The sequence below is a fragment of the Ruegeria sp. HKCCA4633 genome, assembly GCF_013034605.1.
Classification (GTDB): Bacteria; Pseudomonadota; Alphaproteobacteria; order Rhodobacterales; family Rhodobacteraceae; genus Ruegeria.
Map to the genome: position 1 here is coordinate 724,650 of NZ_WQGJ01000001.1, position 16,845 is coordinate 741,494.

Consider the following 16,845-nt stretch of genomic DNA (forward strand, 5'->3'; position numbering starts at 1 on the left):
TTGAAAGCTAGCTTCCGATTTTGACCCCACTTGTGATGTGTGGGTTCACGCAGTGAGTGCGTTCTCATCGCGCTACTTGACCGAGGAAATTTACCCTCCGAACGTCAACAATGGGCTCGAGCGGACCTTCGCTGCAGTTGGCCCTAACGGCAGCTTTGCGCTCCATCGCAGACGTTCGAGGTCGAAGACTTGGTATCCAACCCAAGGTCGCTGGAAAACGCCCTCGCTGGCGTCAGAACCGCATGCGATCTTCCCTTCTTGGTCGTTCGGGTCGATAGTTGCCTTGGCGGCGGCCGGTGTAAGGATCTGTATCGAGATACGTCCCTTGCCTTCGACGCATGTATTCAGCGAACTGGGTCAGGGCATCTACCTGATCATCTTTGACAGCATCCGGAAACGCCAGCAGTTCCCTACGAAACTCATCAAACCAGGGCTTGTCCGTAGGGATGACTAACTTACCAGATTTTATCCAGTCGGTCTGTGGGATGAAGCGGTCCAGTTTGTCGGTGACCACGTTGACGGGCATGTAAACACCTGCAGCGGTGCGTTTCAATTCATCCAAAAGGTGGATACCCATCGCCGAGGACTCGATCAGGACCCGGTCCGCGCGCCACTGTTTGCGCAATCGAAGAACAGCGTTGCGCACCTCAGTATAGTTCGTTCGAGCCCGAAAGACGTCGAGCAAATACCATCTCTCTTCATACGCATGCCACCCAAAGGTCAGCCCCACCGTAAAGTCAGAACGCGGACTATCCTTCGCGGCTGTATCCCAGCTTTGGACCCGCCGGACGAACACGTCTTCGTCCGGCAAGGTTTCCACTAGATGCAAATCGGACATTGAGAGAAATTCGTTTTCACCGTCCGTGGGGTTCTGTTGATACTGTGCTTGGAAGGCAAAATTGCCTATGTCGGCCTTGATCCGATCAAGAACCTCCTGCGGTTCCCGCTCTGGGTTCAACAAGTCCCCTGGCCGACGCTTCAGCACACGGTTGTTGTAGAGCGGGATCTCTTCCGGGATCTCCGCGATCGACGGCAGGCAAAGATGGTCAAATGTGTCCTTTTCCAAGAGGTAGGCCGAGAAGTCATCCGGGTGCAGACGCTGCTGGATCGAGACAATACGATCGGTGCGCTTGTCGTTCAGCCGCGAGAACAGGGTCTGGTCGAAGAAGTCACGCAACTCCTGCCGGTACGTATCGTGGCGCATTTCAGAGGGTTTACCCAGATCGTCGATGATAATGAGGTTTGCACCGAAGCCGGTGATACCACCGCCAAGAGAGACCGATTTGCGCCCGCCGCCTTTAGTGGTTTTCATATGTTCGAACCGGTTGTGTTTGGGATCGACCTTCATCTTTGGAAACAGGCGCTGATAAAACGGGCTGGTCACCAGCCGACGAAACTGTTCCGCATGTTCTCGCGCCAGATCTTTGCCGTAACTGACAACAACCACTTTCTTTGTCGGATCGCGTCCAAGCTCAAAGGCTGGCAACAATACAGATCCACAGATCGATTTCAGATGGCGAGGGGCTATCGAGATCATCAACCGTTGGCACTCACCGGAGGCCACGCGTTGAAGGGCATAACACATGGCCTCCAGGTAAGGGGCCCGGGCAAGCTTCTCGCCCGGACACAAGATAGCAAAACTGCCCGCAAGGAATGCGTAGAGGTTTTCACGCATCGCAGCCTCTGCCAGCCTTTTGCGATCATCAGAATTCAGGGCATTCATCGTCGATGCCTCCCTGGATGCTTGCAAAAAGCTGATCCGGATCGCTGCCAAACATATCTGCCAGCACTTCCAGGGCGGCCAGGTCTGAACCGGGGTCGGCCGCAGTTGCGCCTTCGCCACCCGCCAATTCTGCGGCGCGTGCCTCCTGAACCGCGGGCAACAGTTTGAGCACCCGGTCAATCGAGCGCATCTCGCCTTTGACTGCCCCATTCACCAACTGGCGCAGAATTGCTTCCAGCATCGTGACCTCGCGGCGTGATCCATTCTCGGTGATTGAGATTTTCCGAAAGAAGACCTCCTCAAGCATCGACCCAACATTCTTCGACGCTTTCGGCCGGCCTTTTGGATTGCCGGATCTGCCTTTCTTGAACTGGGTCGCTTTGGGCGGTTTGCCGTAGCCCACTTCGTAATCTTTCGTATCGTCAGACATGATCCGCCTCCTGCTTCGAGGTGGTGTCGCTGGCCGCAGAACGCGCATCGAACGTCAGGCCTGTCACCGCATGCACGGCGTTCTCACCAGTCATCTCCTGCCAACGTCGGATAGCGACATCGACATAAACCGGGTCGAGCTCAATCAGCCGCGCCCGGCGCCCGGTTTTCTCAGCCGCCAGCAAGGTCGCGCCGGACCCGCAAAAGGCATCCAGCACGACGTCGCCGCGGTGGCTCACATCCATGATGGCATCTGCAACCAGAGCTGTCGGTTTCACCGTGGGATGATCTGAGAGATCCGCCTCGCGCCCTGCCCCAAAGCTGTTCACACCGGCATAATCCCAGACATTGGTCCGGTTGCGCCCGTGTTTGCCCAATTCGACATTGTTGACATGCGCAGCACCTGGTTTCTTGAAGATCGCAACCAGCTCGTGCTTGGAACGATAAAGGCTGCCCATCCCTCCGTTAGTTTTATTCCAGACGCAGAGATTGATGAGATCAAAGCCACCTGCCTTGCCCGCCGCAATCAGTTCTTCGATATGACGCCAGTCCATGCAGATCATTGCAATACGCCCGTCTGGCAGACGGCCAAACAACTGGGTGATCACGCCTGAAAGAAAGCCGCGGAACTCGCTATCCGACATTTCTCCCGACGCCATGGCAAACTCGCGGTGTTCGGCGCTATTGCCGGACCGCACATGCCCATTGACCGGTACGTTGTAAGGCGGATCGGTGAAGACTATCTGCGGGGTCTCGCCTTCCAGCAAGGTGTCGTAGCTCTGGGCTTGAAGGGCGTCCCCGCAGAAGATGCGATGATCTCCAAGAACCCAAAGATCGCCCGGCTCCGTGATTACGGGTGCCGCAGGGTCCGGGGCCTCTACACTTTCCGCTTCCGTCTCCGTGGCCTCGTCCGCACTATCGATGATGATGTCGATCTCCGGTGCCTCGAACCCCGTGATTTCCAGATCAAAATCCAGCTCGCCATCAAGGCTGAGATCCATCAGCTCCGCAAATTCAATCTGAAGGGCCGCTTCGTTCCAGTCGGACAATTCCGCCAGCTTGTTATCCGCAATGCGCAAAGCACGAACTTCTGCATCTGACAAGTGATCCGCGACAACAGTCGGTACGGAATTCAACCCCAGGGCCTTAGCGGCCTCACAGCGGCCATGACCCGCGATGATGGTACCCTCAGCATCCACGAGGATCGGAGTGACAAAGCCAAACTGGGCCACCGATGCCTTAAGCTTGTCGATATTCTTGGCCGCGTGCACGCGGTTGTTGTTGGCGTAGGGCTTGATCTGGCTGATCTTCAATTGGATGACTTTCTCCGCCATCCAGATCGGCGTATTGGACGCCAGAGCGTCACTTTGTGTTTTGTTGGCAGGCATAACCGCCTCCTTTTGCGTGACGCCGCGCGGACGTCGAGATGGAGGGATCGCGTTGGAAAATCGGAGAGAGCACAAATCGCAACTCCCCGGACCAAACGATCCGAGACGTTGCTCCTTTGAATGCTCTCTGCGGAAACCTGTGTTTCCAATGAGTGCTGCCTGCGGGAGCAGTTTCCCGCCCTGATAGTCCGGGCGATTAGGTCGAATGTAGGTGCCATCAATACGAGACGCAACCCCCCAAACTAAAAGTAACCAATTAAGATTGTTGACGAATAATCGGGGGTACGGCATCGACGCCCTTCAAAACACACGCCTCCAGTAATCGTTTCAGAAAGAGCTGGACTGTTGCCGTCAACCACGCATCACTAAACCCACGCCCGAGCCATTCGGGCGCTCCTCGGTACCGGGGTTCGGCATCTCGCTGACCCAAGATCAAAGGAGACAGTTCATGTCCAAACGGAAGCAAACCAAAATTGACAAGGTTCAAGCTTTGTTGCGTCGCCCGAGCGGCGCCAGCCTTGAGGCGCTCTGCAAAGCAACGGGGTGGCAGCCTCATTCGGTCCGAGCGGCTCTCAGCGGCCTGCAGAAAAAAGGCGTCACAATTGAAAGGCGGGCATCCGACAAACCAGATGGTTCTTCCACCTATCACCTGACGGTGGGAACAGGAGAAGAGTCATGACCAAGACTAGCGATGTTGCCGATCTGGCCGTCATGGGACGATCGGATCTGGTCACGCTTTGGCAGCAACTGTTTGATCAACCAGCCCCCGCCATGCTCAGCCAACCCTTCCTGCGCCGCTTTATCGCCTTTGAGATGCAGTCCCGCCGTCATGGCAGGCTACCCCGGCAAGTCAAAGCCACGCTGGAAAAGGGCTCTGGGAAGAAACCCCAGCCTACATGCCCTGCCCTAAAACCCGGTGGGCGCCTGCTGCGTGAGTGGAATGGCGTGACACATGTAGTCGACGCCACAGAGGACGGTTTCACTTGGAACGGTCGGTCCTATCGCTCGCTCTCCGCCATCGCCAGAGAGATTACCGGCGCGCATTGGTCAGGGCCGCGTTTCTTTGGGCTCACCGGCAAGGCGGCCAAATGAGCCCGCGCCGTAAAATCCGATGCGCCATCTACACGCGCAAGTCCTCAGAAGATGGTCTGGATCAGGACTTCAATTCGCTGGACGCGCAATATGAGGCCTGCGCAGCCTATGTCGCCAGCCAGCGACACGAAGGCTGGACCCTACTACCCGGGCGCTACGATGACGGCGGTCTGTCCGGCGGTACACTCGAACGCCCCGCCCTTCAGCGCCTTCTTGAAGAGATCGATGCCGGGCGTATTGACATGGTGGTGGTCTACAAGATTGACCGGCTGACCCGGTCGCTTGCCGACTTCTCTAAGCTGGTCGAACGGCTGGAACAGGCAAACTGTTCTTTTGTGTCTGTCACTCAGTCCTTCAATACCTCATCTTCCATGGGCCGGTTAACGCTGAATGTGCTGTTGTCCTTTGCTCAGTTTGAACGGGAAGTCACCGCCGAACGTATTCGCGACAAGATTGCAGCGTCGAAGAAGAAGGGGCTTTGGATGGGTGGCAATGTGCCCCTGGGCTATGATCGCCACCCCGATCCGAAGGCAAGAACGCTGGTGGTGAATGAAGAGGAGGCCAGAACGGTCCGGCATCTCTTTGGGCTTTATGACGAGCTTGGTTGCCTGCGCAAAGTAGAAGAACGGGCAACGGCAGAAGACCTGTGGTCAAAACGGGTTGTTCGGACAGATGGCAGTGTGAAGGGGGATTGTCCGCTGTCACGGGGTCAAATCTATTACCTGCTGCGCAATCCGGTCTATCTCGGAAAAATCCGCCACAAGGATAAGATCTGGGACGGACAACATCCGGCGATCATCGATCAGGACATCTGGGACCGGGTGCAGGAAAAAATGCGACAGGCCTCCAACCGCTCGCGGGCACGCGGCGACTCCGATGCGCGCCAACACTCCACTGACCCCGGGGCCTGGCTCACCGGTCTGCTGTATGACGAAACTGGTGATCGGTTGACGCCGACCCACACCACGCGCAAAGGCCGACGGTTGCGCTACTATATCTCCAATCGACTGATCTCAGGCGGCAAGGATATCTCTAGCTGGCGACTGCCCGGCCCTGCGCTGGAAAACGCGGTCATTGATGTCATCGTCAGACATTTGCAAGACGCCGCCGTGGCGCACCAAGTACTGGCGCAGCCGGAGGCCGGGTCAGCCGAGGCAGTTCAGACTTCAGTTGCGGATTTAGTAACCCGGCTTCTAGGCCATGGCTGTCAGATCGGCGCTGCTCTTCTGGCCAAAGGCAAACTTGCACGAGGACAGATCGACCTCGAATTTAACCCCAAAACTCTGGCAAGCGCACTTGGCATCGCGGCCGATCATCTGCACCCGGATCTCACCCACGTCACCGCATCTTTCGATCTGCGCCGCCGCGGCGTCGAGGCCAAGGTCATCGCCGGAGACATGGCACCCCAACCTGATCCCCACCTCCGGTCCATGCTGATCCGCGCACATGGCTGGGCCCGTGATCTGAAGGCCGGAGTTCAACTGATGGAGATTGCCCGCCGCGAAAGCGTCCCTGACGCCTTCATCCGCACCCGTGCTCAGCTCGCCTTTCTCTCACCAAAGATTCAAACGGCGATTCTCGACGGGACCCAGCCGCCCGAACTCACACTCAAGCGTCTGGTCAGCAAGACCCACCCACTTGATTGGTCCGAACAGGAACGCCTGTTCGGCTTTTGATAGCTCCAGATCCTGCTTCCCTGATACAGGGTTCGCCCTCCCTGATCCGTCGGCACAATTCCCTGTTCCCACGAGAAAATTCCCTGTTCCACCTTTTAGGGAATTTGCAGCATTAACCTCTGAAAAACATACAGTTCTGATAGAAGAAATGACGGAAGTCAGTCCCGGTTTGCGAAAATTCCCTGTAAATTGCAGGTTATCAGGGAAATCCAGCCCAAAGCGACCCCGCTAAGATGCGACACTGAGACTGGCGCCTGAATTGTCCTCTGAATGTACGGTTTGCTTCGTCTCTGATTGAAAGCGCATGCGCCAACTCGCGGAAATTGCGGCACAATTCCGGATTAGAAAATACAGCTGAAGTGAGACAGGTATGAGTGGCGGGGAGACAGGGATTCGAACCCTGGGGACGCTCTCACGCCCAACGGTTTTCAAGACCTACTCCCCCACCGCCGTTGTAATCTAAGTCATTCTAATAATACAGTTTTTGTGTTGTTTTGAAACGTTTAAAACGTTATAATAATGTTACAAATGTCCAACGACGGTACAACATATCAACCGTTAAAAACGGTCGTAGAAATAAGGGGTAGTCCAGAACAACTATCCCTGATCCCAGACATGTTGAATGAGATCGAACGTATCACCGGGGTAAAGGTGACGATCACCGACAACCCGATCTCAGTACCGTTGGAAGACGATCCGGAACCAGTTGAACGCCATATACCAGACCCCGACATTCGACCGGATCAGGTTGGTTTGATCGGGGATCCGGTTGGTGAAGAATACGAACTCCGGAAGAAAGATCGCGACCAAAAGATCGAACGATCCAAGGTGAAAATCACGGAACTCAAGATTCGTAACCACGAACTTCGAGTGGACCAACTTTTGGATGATCTGGCTCTGGAACGGTATCGTGAAGACGGGATCATTCCGGGACGGTTAGCCCCTATTACAAAATACTTCCGTGAGATGAAGAAGAAGTTCCGGGACTGGTATAAGAAAAAGGTCCAAGAAAACGACCCCCTGAGACGCAGGATCAACCGACGGTTACAGATCAGGTTGACCGGAAAAGGGTACCTCCTTCGAAAGACCACCTTACAGAAAGACGGTTCCATGATCGCAGAGGTCGAGTTTCCGTCCCTGAAAATACCCCCACTGGAATACTTCTTGGAAAGGGCGATGTTACGAAACCCCGGACCCCAATTACCCCTGATCCAAATGAGGATCTGATAGATCAACTTCACCCCGACCAATTCAACTCAAAAAAGGTTAGGGTCTATGCCACCCAGACAGTAACCCTTCCGCTGACAAGAAAAGTGAAGCGTTCCAACTGTTAAATGACGTCAAATCGAAGTTGATTGCGTGAAATTTTGGCAGGAAATCACAAGCGAAAATCCTACGGAAGACTTACGTCACTTTCAGACAAAAAACACCCGCAACAAAACAATAAAAACTCTTCTTTTTTTGGGGTTTAGACTGAGTAACCCAGAGAGAAGAGACTGATATGTTTTGTGTAAGAGGAAAGCACTTGGATTAGGACGCAAACAAATGAAACCGACTAGCTATGATGTACATCGAACCCGAAATTCGTGGACTGCTGATGTTACCGGACACGGCACTCTACCGGTCTTCCACAAACAGTACATCAAACCCGGTACGCCGATGACTTACTTGCACGCCTCTCGGGTCGCTCCGGCTTTGTTTGCTAAACAGGTTGCTGCACTTCAGGCAACCGGCAAATGCATCTTCCAGATCGACGCCCCTGATAGTCATGCCTCCAACGGTTACGTCGGGCAGACTAACGGTCGTAACAATGCCTACGTCTTCAACGTCACCGATGTTGTTGTCGATGGCTTGGATATCTCTTTCACAGTAACGGGTCGGGCTTAACCGACGTCCCAAGAAAGGAAACTCAAAATGAAATTCATCGACCTCGTACACGGTTTGTCGGGCATCAACCTCACCAAAGACCGCAAGCAGTTGCTGCAAGTCATGGTGGCATTCCCTGGCGAAAAAGTCGAAACCTACGCCCACAAATGGAAAGACACAGATTACGGCACAGTCAACAGCACCTTCGGCAAAATGTGCCACGAAATCTGCGACGTCCTCGGGATGGATGAACCACCGCGCAGGTTTGAAGACGACGTCCCATTCTGGTCGTCGGTAATGTTGGGCGCTTGCGACCGCGACGCAGACGGCAAATGGTTGTGGACCCTACGACCGGAAGCCGTCCAAGCGATCAAAGCGGTACTGTAAAAACAGGTTGGGGCGAAAGCCCCGTCCCTAGACAGGAAAAAACAGGATCACATCAATCATTGAACCACACATTCAATTGACTGAAGTTACGGGTATTAAAATGGAACCGCTTTTATTAACTCGCGCCTGGGAAGACGGAACAGGCGTTAGGCGAGATTATCCGGGCAAAAATAGCGTTTTGCGTCATTGCTTGCTGCCTCGAACTGCTTAAGTATCAAGCTAAGACACAAATGGAGATTTGACTTGGTAGACATTGCAGCCACCATATCCGCACTTACTGGCTCATTAGAGGTAATCAAAGCAATTCGGGACACCAACCACGCCTACGATAAGAATGAGCTCAAGGCGCAGATGGCGGACCTTTACGGAAATCTTGCTGACGTAAAGATGGCTCTAAGTGACGCGCACATGGAACTGAAAGAGCGTGACCAGAAAATCAAAGAACTGACCGAGCACGCTGAGTTGCAAGGGTCTTTGATCACCATCAATGGCTACAAATACGATGATAAAGACGGCAGGCCAGTCGGATTACCCTATTGCCCGCAATGTGAAGTAGCAGAGAATAAGCTGTATCGCTTGACACTTCTGAGCGATACACGCTCGCGTTGTACGAATTGCAAAAACGGGTTTCCGGTTGCCGCTGATGGCAATGTCCACCCAGAAAAGACCAATACCTAGAACCCGTCCCAGCTATTTTTAGGTAAACAACCGCCGTTTTCGGTTAAAACACCCCGATTTTAGGGGGTACAGGGTACCTCAACTGGTTTTTGGGGGTGGGTACACCGGACAGGGGGGGGTAAAACCACCTGTACCGGGAGAAAGTTAACCAGCCTCGCACATCCAGTGTACGAGACGTTTAGCTTTCACTGTATTCGAATGCGAGGTGAGCCACGAAGCCATTACATTAAGACTTGGCAGCGGGCTCACCCCTTAGATCCAACCGTGTACCCCCTCGTTAAAAAACAACCACACAAACAAGTCGGCAGGACCGCTATTGGATCTCTTGTCACGGTGGCAAACGATAGCTTTGACCCCTTTGACGTCCACTGCAACATTGCTGAAGCAGCAATGGCGCTTCTGAGATTGTATGCAATTCGCCAAGTGGCGAACGACGCGAGATCAGATGGACTGGAAGTGAAAGTACCGGAGTTGCTGGACGCCTCTGATCGATTGGCGGCTTTACATCCTCACAGATGCGGACCAAGAGGGCATTGCATGAGGCGACCAGCGCAATTTTATCAGCCCACAACCGCTTGCGACTACTAAGCTGTCCTATCGTAGAGTAGTTCGCAGTCGTCTGACCGCTCCGTGGTCCAGGCACAAGGGGCTAGACACCAGAGCTGAAGCATGGCTGGGTTGCTTGGAGATTGCCCAATCCTTCGGAGATCCCCAAAAATGAAAAGTCATGCAAACAAGCCGTTAGTGACCTCCGCTATTGCTATCGCTCTTTTGGCCTCCGGTGCGGTATTTACTGCTTCTACACAACCAGCAAGCGCAGAGGCTGGTTATTTCTGGGATGAAACCGTTGAGTCTGTAGATAGAAGCCCTTGGATATTTGAAGGCATAAATGTTTTTGGCGAATTGGCACGAGTTCCACCGTCAGATTGGGTACGTACTTTGGAAAAAGCGGCATACCCAACTGAGCTTGAGACTTTTGTTTTCACAGCTAGCAATAATGAAGAACAGAATATCAACGATTGGTTGCATCAAACACATACCGATAGCTTTTTGATTTATCACGATGGCAAATTGGTCGCTGAAAAGTACTTCAATGGCATGAGAGCTGATACGCCTCACCGCATTCACTCGATCACCAAGACAGTGTTGGGTATGGCAGCAGGGCTGGCGGTTGAGGCGGGAGAATTAGATCCCAAAAAGCTGATCACCGAATACCTGCCAGAGTTGGAAGGCCCAGCATTCAAAAATACAACGGTTAGACACCTACTTGATATGACCGCTGCTGTTGATTGGAAAGATGCTTCTAGCGGCTACTTAGACGACGCCGGTGATCTGTTCTGTGCGTTTGGTCAGGACCTCTCTGAAAAAGTTGAAATTTGTGATACAGAGTCTGGCGTTAAGGAGTACATGATCTCTCTTAGTGATCGCGAGACCTTGGTAGAAGACGGTGAAGTTTATAGTTACCGTTCAGTGCTATCTGCGCTGCTGGGTATGGTTATCGAGTCGGCGACTGGAGAAAGCTATCTGGATGTACTGGCCGAGTTGTGGCAGGACATCGGTGCTCAGGACCCTGCATATAGCGAACTAGGACCCAAAAGGATTGTGCAAACGAGTGGTGGGTTATTTACCAGCTCTCGTGACCTATTGCGATTTGGCATAATGATGCTGGACAACGGAAAGGTTAACGACACTCAAGTTATTCCTCCAGATTGGATAGCTGACACGATTCAAGCAAATGATGACGTTATCGCAGCTTATGAGAAAAGCGCATACGCGGAGGTGTTTGAAGGCTTCCACTACCGTAATCAAGTTTGGGTGAAAGACAGAGAAAAAGGTGCGTTTTACGGCATTGGTGTCTATGGGCAGCTGTTGTATGTGAACCAAAAAGCCAATGTGGTTATGGTGAAGCTATCAAGCCAGCCAGACGTTCAAAATACACCTATGTACCTGGACTCTATGGTTGTGATGAAAGGTATTGCAGAGACTTTGAGTAAATGAATTTCAGATTATCTAAATCTAGTAAGCTGAGCCAAATGGCTCGGCTTATACTACGGAAAGACTTAACAGTGTCGTCGGGTTAGTACCGGGTGACCTCGACTGCGACCGCAGCAAACACCACACCAATCAACAGAGCTTTTGTATTCACTGCCGAAAGGCTGGGTAGTTTAACCCGAAGAGACAGGGCTATTATCACACCCCCTGTTAACCCAGTCGAAATTGAATAGATCATGCTACTTTTGTCTGCGTTGAGACCGATCAATATGCCGACCGCAAGCGACGCGACAAAGTATGCGCGTAGCCATCCAGACATGTGTCCGGGGTGGGTCTTATAGAGAAAGATATTCACCCCAAACAAATGCAATGAATAGGCCAACGTTCCAACAGCGTACAGCTCAGGTGATGTTCCCGTCGTTTGCATGACGGTAATGGCAAGCAAGCAGTTATAGGTCCCGAGGGCCACTGTGTCCAAGCCAAGCGACAACTTGTTGTCGGCCCCTACGTCGCGACTGGCCTCCAGCAAGTAGTAAATGAGAAATCCTAGGAGCGAATAACCGAACAGCGAGTTTTCCCATTTCCCGCTTGCAGCTAAACCGGTGGACAATTCACCAATTTTTGGCAGCAGGAAAAGAAAAGCATAGCCAAGTCCGATCCCTGATGAAAAATCAGAAAGCCAGCCTGCTAGGGCGGGGAATCTCCGGTAAAAAGACACGCAGAAGACGTGAACAGTGCCGATGACTGCAATCGATGTTATCGCGAGGTATGTCGACGCGTCGAACACGGCTAAGATCCAATGATCACATTACAATTTGTATGAGACACCCCTTGGGAGCAAAAGCACAACCTAAAAAGTGAAGAAGGTGCGGTTTGAATATAACACTCAACGACAGCTTTCTTCTGCACTTTCGGCATTGATGCACGGTGCAGAAATTTGAACTTAGGGCTCAGAGCGGTCGTCCGTTGAAGATGGCCGGATTGACTACTCTGCGAACAAAACGGACGTGCGGTGAAAGTGGTGAACGAACGACCCGTCTGACTCGCTTCATTCCGCGCGCGCTGCGCTATAGTCCTCGTCTGAGACATGCTCCATCCAATCCGCAGTCTTGCCGTCGACAGACGTCTGCACAGCCAGATGGGTCATCGCGCAGTCTGGCGACGCGCCGTGCCAATGCCGCTCTCCTGGCGCGAACCACACCGTATCGCCGGGGCGCAACAGACGCACTGGCTGCCCTTCAGACCCAGCCAGGCCCAAGCCAGACAAAACATGAAGCGTTTGACCGGCAGGGTGCGTGTGCCAGGCTGTCCGTGAACCGGGCTCAAAAGTCACCGCAAGGATCTTAACCGGGGAGGGATCATTCCCGGTCACAACGGGATCAAAGCGGACCGTACCGGTGAAATACTCATTGCCGGGAAATTGTGAAGGTCGGTCCCCGGCTCGATGGATTTTCATGATGTGCACCTTTGTTGCGCTGCTCTTGGGGACTTAGCAGAGTTCCGAGTTCAAACCCAGAGGCGCGGCGGGTCAACGCGGTCATCTGAGATGATTTTGTTAGATGTCCTGACTGTACGTCATAGCAGACGTTTCCCGATGTCGTTTGCAGACCGTTTCGCCCGCGACTGGTCGAACTGGAAGTCAATTGATCTGTTTTGGTCCGAGTGCCAATAGACCGTGTGCATCTGTTGATTGGGCTTCTCTGACGGCTTTGTTTTTGCTTTCAGCCAATGTCAATTTGGCATTGTCTTCGTAAATATTCAATCGAAGTGATGTCGCTAGAGATTGCAGCTGCTTAATCAACTGCAACTGGGCTTGAACCAAGGGATGAACTTTCACGCTACCGGATTTAGTGACCGTGGTAAAACCTGACCGTGCAAGCAAAGCAGACACGTCATCCAATTGGTGCACAATGCGTGCGTACTGAACACAAAGATTGATGATGTTGCGTTTGCCTCTGTAGCGGTAGGGAATTTGAAGTTGAACCCGAGCATACTCTTCGTACACGGGGCTAGGAAGCGGCCTCCCTGCTTCAAAAACCGTATTGGCGTTTGAACGTTCCTCTTGATCATCGCTAAAACCAAAGACATTACTCATCTAGTTTTACCCTTTCCTCAGTAGTTTGAGCGGAAACTGATACGAGCACAGTTGGCCAGCTGAAGTGGTCGCTGCTCGAGACTATTTTCGGTTGTGATATTTCGGTTTTCACTTTCAAATCCATGGAGGCACGGTCAGCAGGCTGTGTTGGCGTTTTTTGTCCCTCCCCCTGCCGAGGCATTTATCAAGCTGTGTGAGTTAGGTTTCCATTTGTTATGTTACCGTCCCACACCAAAAAGCATCGGCTCAACAAAAAAAGTTGATGGCTGCAAGCGCAACTTTCCACCTATTTCATCAAGCACAGTTGCTTACTTCTGGGGCGTTTTGTTCCAGTCTATCCCAACTAAAACACTAAAGAGATTTTCTGGTGTTCTGGTGTTCTGGTACGGGGTACCCACCCCACCAAAGGAGTAAAAGTAGAGAGAAGAAGTAATGTACCAGAAGTGTGTGTTTATTACTACTAAACCATTATATTTCCACACTATTCTGTTCTGGTAAGCCATCAACAGAAAGCACCGGAAAAACCAGAAACTCTATTACTCCAAAATAACTGGATCAAAGTAAAACTGCCTCCACTTGAGGTTTCGTTCTGGGTTTACTTCCACAATCAAACCGGACGCTATCATGTCGTTTAAAACCCGTGTCACATCACGTTTGTCCGGAAAATGTTTAGTTCCACCGTCTGTAGAGATGTAACCGAATGGAAAGTAGAACCGCATATTGTCGTCGGCATATGTCTTAAATACTGGACGTCTTACTCTTGGACTACTTCCGTCTGTTTTAATCCAAATCCGTAACATGGTGATTACACGTTTGACACGCTCGGCGTCGTTCATCTGTCCAATGGAACCAGTCAGTTCTTTAACACTCTCGACGCTGTAATCCACAACTGTGCTTGCCCATCTTAGATCTTCTACCAACACCGCGAGTTCTTGGTTCTGGGGATCATGTTGGTGACGGCAAACAGCGGCAATAGTGGCAACCCTTATCAAGTTCTCAACATATCTGTTCATACAACTTGCGCCGATCTCGTTTCCGGCGTTCCACCACTCATCACTTTTCTTGTTACAAAGACGGCGACGGTTCAGGTACCACTCTCTCGCATCTGGACCCCAAGGAACTCGATAATAATCACTTTGAACCGTCATGGTGTATTCAAACAAACCGGCGACTGCCTGAATATCCAAACTGTTGTCGTAGTCCGGATTTTCTTCGTCGTTATAAGTTGGTCTTACCTTTGCCATGCCCCAAAGGTATCTGGACATACTTCCATCGTTGAAAGTTCTGGGGTCAATCCCGTTCAGATCGGTAGGTGTCATCTCCCCGACAAAGGCGTAGATAGGACGTTCCTTATCTTTGATATCGTCAATCTTTTGATCTCGTACCTCGTGACCTTCCAGAACTTTGCCCACAGCGGATAACGTATAAAGTCGCGTTTCAAAGTCCATAATTTCACCACCGTGACCACCAACCTTGATCACGTTGCGGATGACTTTACCGAGTTCTTGCTTCCACCGAACCTGAACATCATTGGCGGCAATCTGTTCGTGGAGTTTGACCTTACTACCTGCCGAACGACCGATGTAATCTTCCAATGTGTATCTTGTATCATTTTGGATGGTTTTGGCGGCACTGCGGATTAACGCCTGACCCTCGCTAGGTGCCGCTTCCTTACCCCATCCAGACGGGGCAACCAGCGCGGTATAAAGATTTAGACCACTCTTTGTCGGGGCAACGAACTTGGCGGCAACAATGGCACCGACATGGGTTAACGCCGACAGAACTGCGCCAATAGGAAAATTCGTATGACCGTTCCAAGCACAGGTGCGATAGGCGGCATGAAGGGCGCCATATTTGACAGGTATGTCGATTTCGGTGGGGTGTTGTTCTACGGGTTGGTTTTGCTCTCTTTCCACAATTTGCTGCACCGCCTCCGTGACCTGTTTAATCCGCTCCGCCTGTTCCTGTTGCCGCTGGTGAACGTTGCTCCACGCAAATGAGAGGGTACGGTCCACGTAACTTTGACCCCGCCGCCCCGTTTCTTTTTTGGCAATACGATCTGGTGTCCAATGTGTCCCGCGTTCAAAGATCACCCTGGCTTTTTGGATGTCACTGGTGTGGTACAGGATTAATTCGGCAATCTGCGAGTCTACATGACTTGGATCACAATTTGCGGGGTACCCGTGTTTCCACGCCTGTTGACCCTCGGTGTTTCCACCTGCCGCCATCATCTTTTCTATGATTGCCTCTACCGTCCGTATGTCTTCCACAGTTGGAAGATCCACCAACTTGGTCTGTTCCGGCATCGAGGCAACCATCTGTGTGATGGTACCATCGGTGTCCGGGGCAAGGTCCAAACCATTACTGACCCCGGTCATGATTATGAACCTTTCGGTGTCATAGATTTCTGTTCCAAGATCTGGTTCTTTTCGACCACCTTGGACCAATCTACCTTCGTAAAAGATGTGGTGATCTGTACCAGACTGACTGAACTCCACATAGGTCTTGTCCCAGTATTTATCGACCAGTTCTTTATGTGCGGCAGCAATCTTTGGATCGTTCTTTTTGTTGTCTAGGTCCAAGACTGTAGCATCCAGACCCTCGTGTAAGATTGGACCAAGCACATTGTATTTCCAACCATCTACAACTTGCGACAAACATTCATCAAACGTTGCCCATGTGCTTGGGTCTGTCACACTGACAGGTTCGTTGGTTAACGGATGAAACGGTCGTTTGTGATCTGGGTGTTGTTCTTCGCCGGGTTTTGGATCGGGATAAATCTTGGCAACCGCCCAACACTTCACGTCCTTCAGTTTCTGCGGCAGACTGTTTAGGGTTTCAAACTTTTGATCGTCTGTCAGGGATAGGAATCGTTTAGTATTCATTACGCAACGCCTTTCAGGAACCGACTGACGTAGTGAACGCCATCTCTCATTTCATATTTGTCTTTGTAGTCTTGAATGAACTGAACCATTGCCGGGGAATAAGGAGGCAGGATCATGAAATCCCCAAACTCCGCACTCAGTCGGCGGTACGCTGTTTTCAGGACACCCTTGCGGCGGTAATCCGGATGTATCCAGATCCACGACAATTCTGTGTGGCGCGTATTGGAACCGAGGTGCAGGTTAAAGAATCCAACAAACAGACCGTCTTTCGTTACGAAGGCATACGGACGCCACTCACGTAGATAAAACTCGTTGGACGTTGGACGTGGACTGCTTATTCCACGACCGACTTCGGCGCGAAATACCTGTGACATGGTTTCAATCCGGTTATGTATCCGGATCGGTGTGCCACCCCTTATCGGGACCATCCAACCGTGTTCGGCATATTGTTCCGCAAACCAAGGGTCCGGTTTCGGTTCCAACACACGCTGGAACTTATTCACATTCCGTGGTGGGATCAGTTTTTTATGTGGTAAATCCAACATCTCTTCTCTCCAAAAATCTGGAGACACCGAACCGCCGATCCTTTACCCTGTAATTGTCCTTTATTTGTTTTTTTGGGGGGGGTGTCCGG

At 51.9% G+C, this 16,845-nt stretch carries 16 protein-coding genes; 8 read left to right on the forward strand and 8 right to left on the reverse strand.

Features of this window, described 5'->3' with window-relative positions:
• Positions 1-232: 232 nt before the first annotated feature.
• Genes terL through GOV85_RS03595 form a run of 3 tightly spaced genes read right to left on the reverse strand, consistent with a single transcriptional unit; the run spans position 233 to position 3,540 of the window.
• Positions 233-1,723, reverse strand: a complete 1,491-nt coding sequence (terL, locus tag GOV85_RS03585; RefSeq protein WP_171175057.1) for a phage terminase large subunit — start codon at positions 1,721-1,723, stop codon at positions 233-235.
• On the reverse strand, positions 1,704-2,153 hold the full coding sequence (locus GOV85_RS03590; RefSeq protein ID WP_170719166.1) for a DUF5681 domain-containing protein: 450 nt from the start codon (positions 2,151-2,153) through the stop codon (positions 1,704-1,706). Before GOV85_RS03590 ends, terL begins: the two co-directional genes overlap by 20 nt.
• Entirely contained in the window at positions 2,146-3,540 is a 1,395-nt protein-coding gene (locus GOV85_RS03595) for a DNA methyltransferase (RefSeq protein ID WP_254442950.1), read from the reverse strand. Before GOV85_RS03595 ends, GOV85_RS03590 begins: the two co-directional genes overlap by 8 nt.
• 448 nt (positions 3,541-3,988) lie before the next feature.
• Between GOV85_RS03595 and GOV85_RS21730 the strand changes: the two genes are divergently transcribed.
• The 8 genes from GOV85_RS21730 to GOV85_RS03635 all read left to right on the forward strand — a co-directional run bounded on the left by GOV85_RS21730 (position 3,989) and on the right by GOV85_RS03635 (position 11,237).
• The gene (locus tag GOV85_RS21730) at positions 3,989-4,219 is read left to right on the forward strand and encodes a DUF3489 domain-containing protein (protein ID WP_171175059.1); all 231 of its coding nucleotides are present in this window, start codon (positions 3,989-3,991) and stop codon (positions 4,217-4,219) included.
• The gene (locus GOV85_RS03605; RefSeq protein ID WP_171175062.1) at positions 4,216-4,632 is read left to right on the forward strand and encodes a DUF2924 domain-containing protein; all 417 of its coding nucleotides are present in this window, start codon (positions 4,216-4,218) and stop codon (positions 4,630-4,632) included. The genes GOV85_RS21730 and GOV85_RS03605 overlap by 4 nt, the downstream gene beginning before the upstream one ends.
• The gene (locus GOV85_RS03610; protein ID WP_171175064.1) at positions 4,629-6,308 is read left to right on the forward strand and encodes a recombinase family protein; all 1,680 of its coding nucleotides are present in this window, start codon (positions 4,629-4,631) and stop codon (positions 6,306-6,308) included. The genes GOV85_RS03605 and GOV85_RS03610 overlap by 4 nt, the downstream gene beginning before the upstream one ends.
• Positions 6,309-6,923: 615 nt before the next feature.
• Positions 6,924-7,535 carry a hypothetical protein gene (locus tag GOV85_RS03615; protein ID WP_171175066.1) on the forward strand — a complete coding sequence of 204 codons (612 nt, stop codon included), beginning with the start codon at positions 6,924-6,926 and terminating at the stop codon, positions 7,533-7,535.
• 318 nt (positions 7,536-7,853) lie between these two features.
• Positions 7,854-8,195: a hypothetical protein gene (locus GOV85_RS03620; RefSeq protein WP_171175067.1), complete on the forward strand. Its 342-nt coding sequence runs from the start codon at positions 7,854-7,856 to the stop codon at positions 8,193-8,195.
• Positions 8,196-8,222: 27 nt separating this feature from the next.
• Positions 8,223-8,561, forward strand: a complete 339-nt coding sequence (locus tag GOV85_RS03625; protein ID WP_171175069.1) for a hypothetical protein — start codon at positions 8,223-8,225, stop codon at positions 8,559-8,561.
• A gap of 243 nt (positions 8,562-8,804) precedes the next feature.
• Positions 8,805-9,239: a hypothetical protein gene (locus tag GOV85_RS03630; RefSeq protein WP_171175071.1), complete on the forward strand. Its 435-nt coding sequence runs from the start codon at positions 8,805-8,807 to the stop codon at positions 9,237-9,239.
• Between the two features lie 717 nt (positions 9,240-9,956).
• Complete coding sequence (locus GOV85_RS03635) at positions 9,957-11,237, forward strand: serine hydrolase (protein WP_170469006.1); 1,281 nt, start codon at positions 9,957-9,959, stop codon at positions 11,235-11,237.
• Between the two features lie 79 nt (positions 11,238-11,316).
• Here GOV85_RS03635 and GOV85_RS03640 read toward each other — a convergent pair whose 3' ends face one another.
• The 5 genes from GOV85_RS03640 to GOV85_RS03660 all read right to left on the reverse strand — a co-directional run bounded on the left by GOV85_RS03640 (position 11,317) and on the right by GOV85_RS03660 (position 16,714).
• Positions 11,317-12,018 carry a hypothetical protein gene (locus GOV85_RS03640; RefSeq protein WP_170469003.1) on the reverse strand — a complete coding sequence of 234 codons (702 nt, stop codon included), beginning with the start codon at positions 12,016-12,018 and terminating at the stop codon, positions 11,317-11,319.
• 261 nt (positions 12,019-12,279) lie between these two features.
• Entirely contained in the window at positions 12,280-12,687 is a 408-nt protein-coding gene (locus GOV85_RS03645) for a cupin domain-containing protein (RefSeq protein WP_171175073.1), read from the reverse strand.
• Between the two features lie 183 nt (positions 12,688-12,870).
• Complete coding sequence (locus GOV85_RS03650; RefSeq protein WP_171175075.1) at positions 12,871-13,326, reverse strand: P27 family phage terminase small subunit; 456 nt, start codon at positions 13,324-13,326, stop codon at positions 12,871-12,873.
• Positions 13,327-13,862: 536 nt separating this feature from the next.
• On the reverse strand, positions 13,863-16,211 hold the full coding sequence (locus GOV85_RS03655) for a hypothetical protein (protein ID WP_171175077.1): 2,349 nt from the start codon (positions 16,209-16,211) through the stop codon (positions 13,863-13,865).
• Positions 16,211-16,714: a GNAT family N-acetyltransferase gene (locus GOV85_RS03660; protein WP_217358267.1), complete on the reverse strand. Its 504-nt coding sequence runs from the start codon at positions 16,712-16,714 to the stop codon at positions 16,211-16,213. Before GOV85_RS03660 ends, GOV85_RS03655 begins: the two co-directional genes overlap by 1 nt.
• Positions 16,715-16,845: the final 131 nt, after the last annotated feature.

Coding starts and splice junctions, on each gene's coding strand:
- GOV85_RS03625 (WP_171175069.1), top strand. CDS start 8,223: ATGAAATTCATCGACCTCGTACACGGTTTGTCGGGCATCAACCTCACC.
- GOV85_RS03595 (WP_254442950.1), bottom strand. CDS start 3,540: ATGCCTGCCAACAAAACACAAAGTGACGCTCTGGCGTCCAATACGCCG.
- terL (WP_171175057.1), bottom strand. CDS start 1,723: ATGAATGCCCTGAATTCTGATGATCGCAAAAGGCTGGCAGAGGCTGCG.
- GOV85_RS03590 (WP_170719166.1), bottom strand. CDS start 2,153: ATGTCTGACGATACGAAAGATTACGAAGTGGGCTACGGCAAACCGCCC.
- GOV85_RS03615 (WP_171175066.1), top strand. CDS start 6,924: ATGTTGAATGAGATCGAACGTATCACCGGGGTAAAGGTGACGATCACC.
- GOV85_RS03645 (WP_171175073.1), bottom strand. CDS start 12,687: ATGAAAATCCATCGAGCCGGGGACCGACCTTCACAATTTCCCGGCAAT.
- GOV85_RS21730 (WP_171175059.1), top strand. CDS start 3,989: ATGTCCAAACGGAAGCAAACCAAAATTGACAAGGTTCAAGCTTTGTTG.
- GOV85_RS03610 (WP_171175064.1), top strand. CDS start 4,629: ATGAGCCCGCGCCGTAAAATCCGATGCGCCATCTACACGCGCAAGTCC.
- GOV85_RS03655 (WP_171175077.1), bottom strand. CDS start 16,211: ATGAATACTAAACGATTCCTATCCCTGACAGACGATCAAAAGTTTGAA.
- GOV85_RS03620 (WP_171175067.1), top strand. CDS start 7,854: ATGAAACCGACTAGCTATGATGTACATCGAACCCGAAATTCGTGGACT.
- GOV85_RS03635 (WP_170469006.1), top strand. CDS start 9,957: ATGAAAAGTCATGCAAACAAGCCGTTAGTGACCTCCGCTATTGCTATC.
- GOV85_RS03605 (WP_171175062.1), top strand. CDS start 4,216: ATGACCAAGACTAGCGATGTTGCCGATCTGGCCGTCATGGGACGATCG.
- GOV85_RS03650 (WP_171175075.1), bottom strand. CDS start 13,326: ATGAGTAATGTCTTTGGTTTTAGCGATGATCAAGAGGAACGTTCAAAC.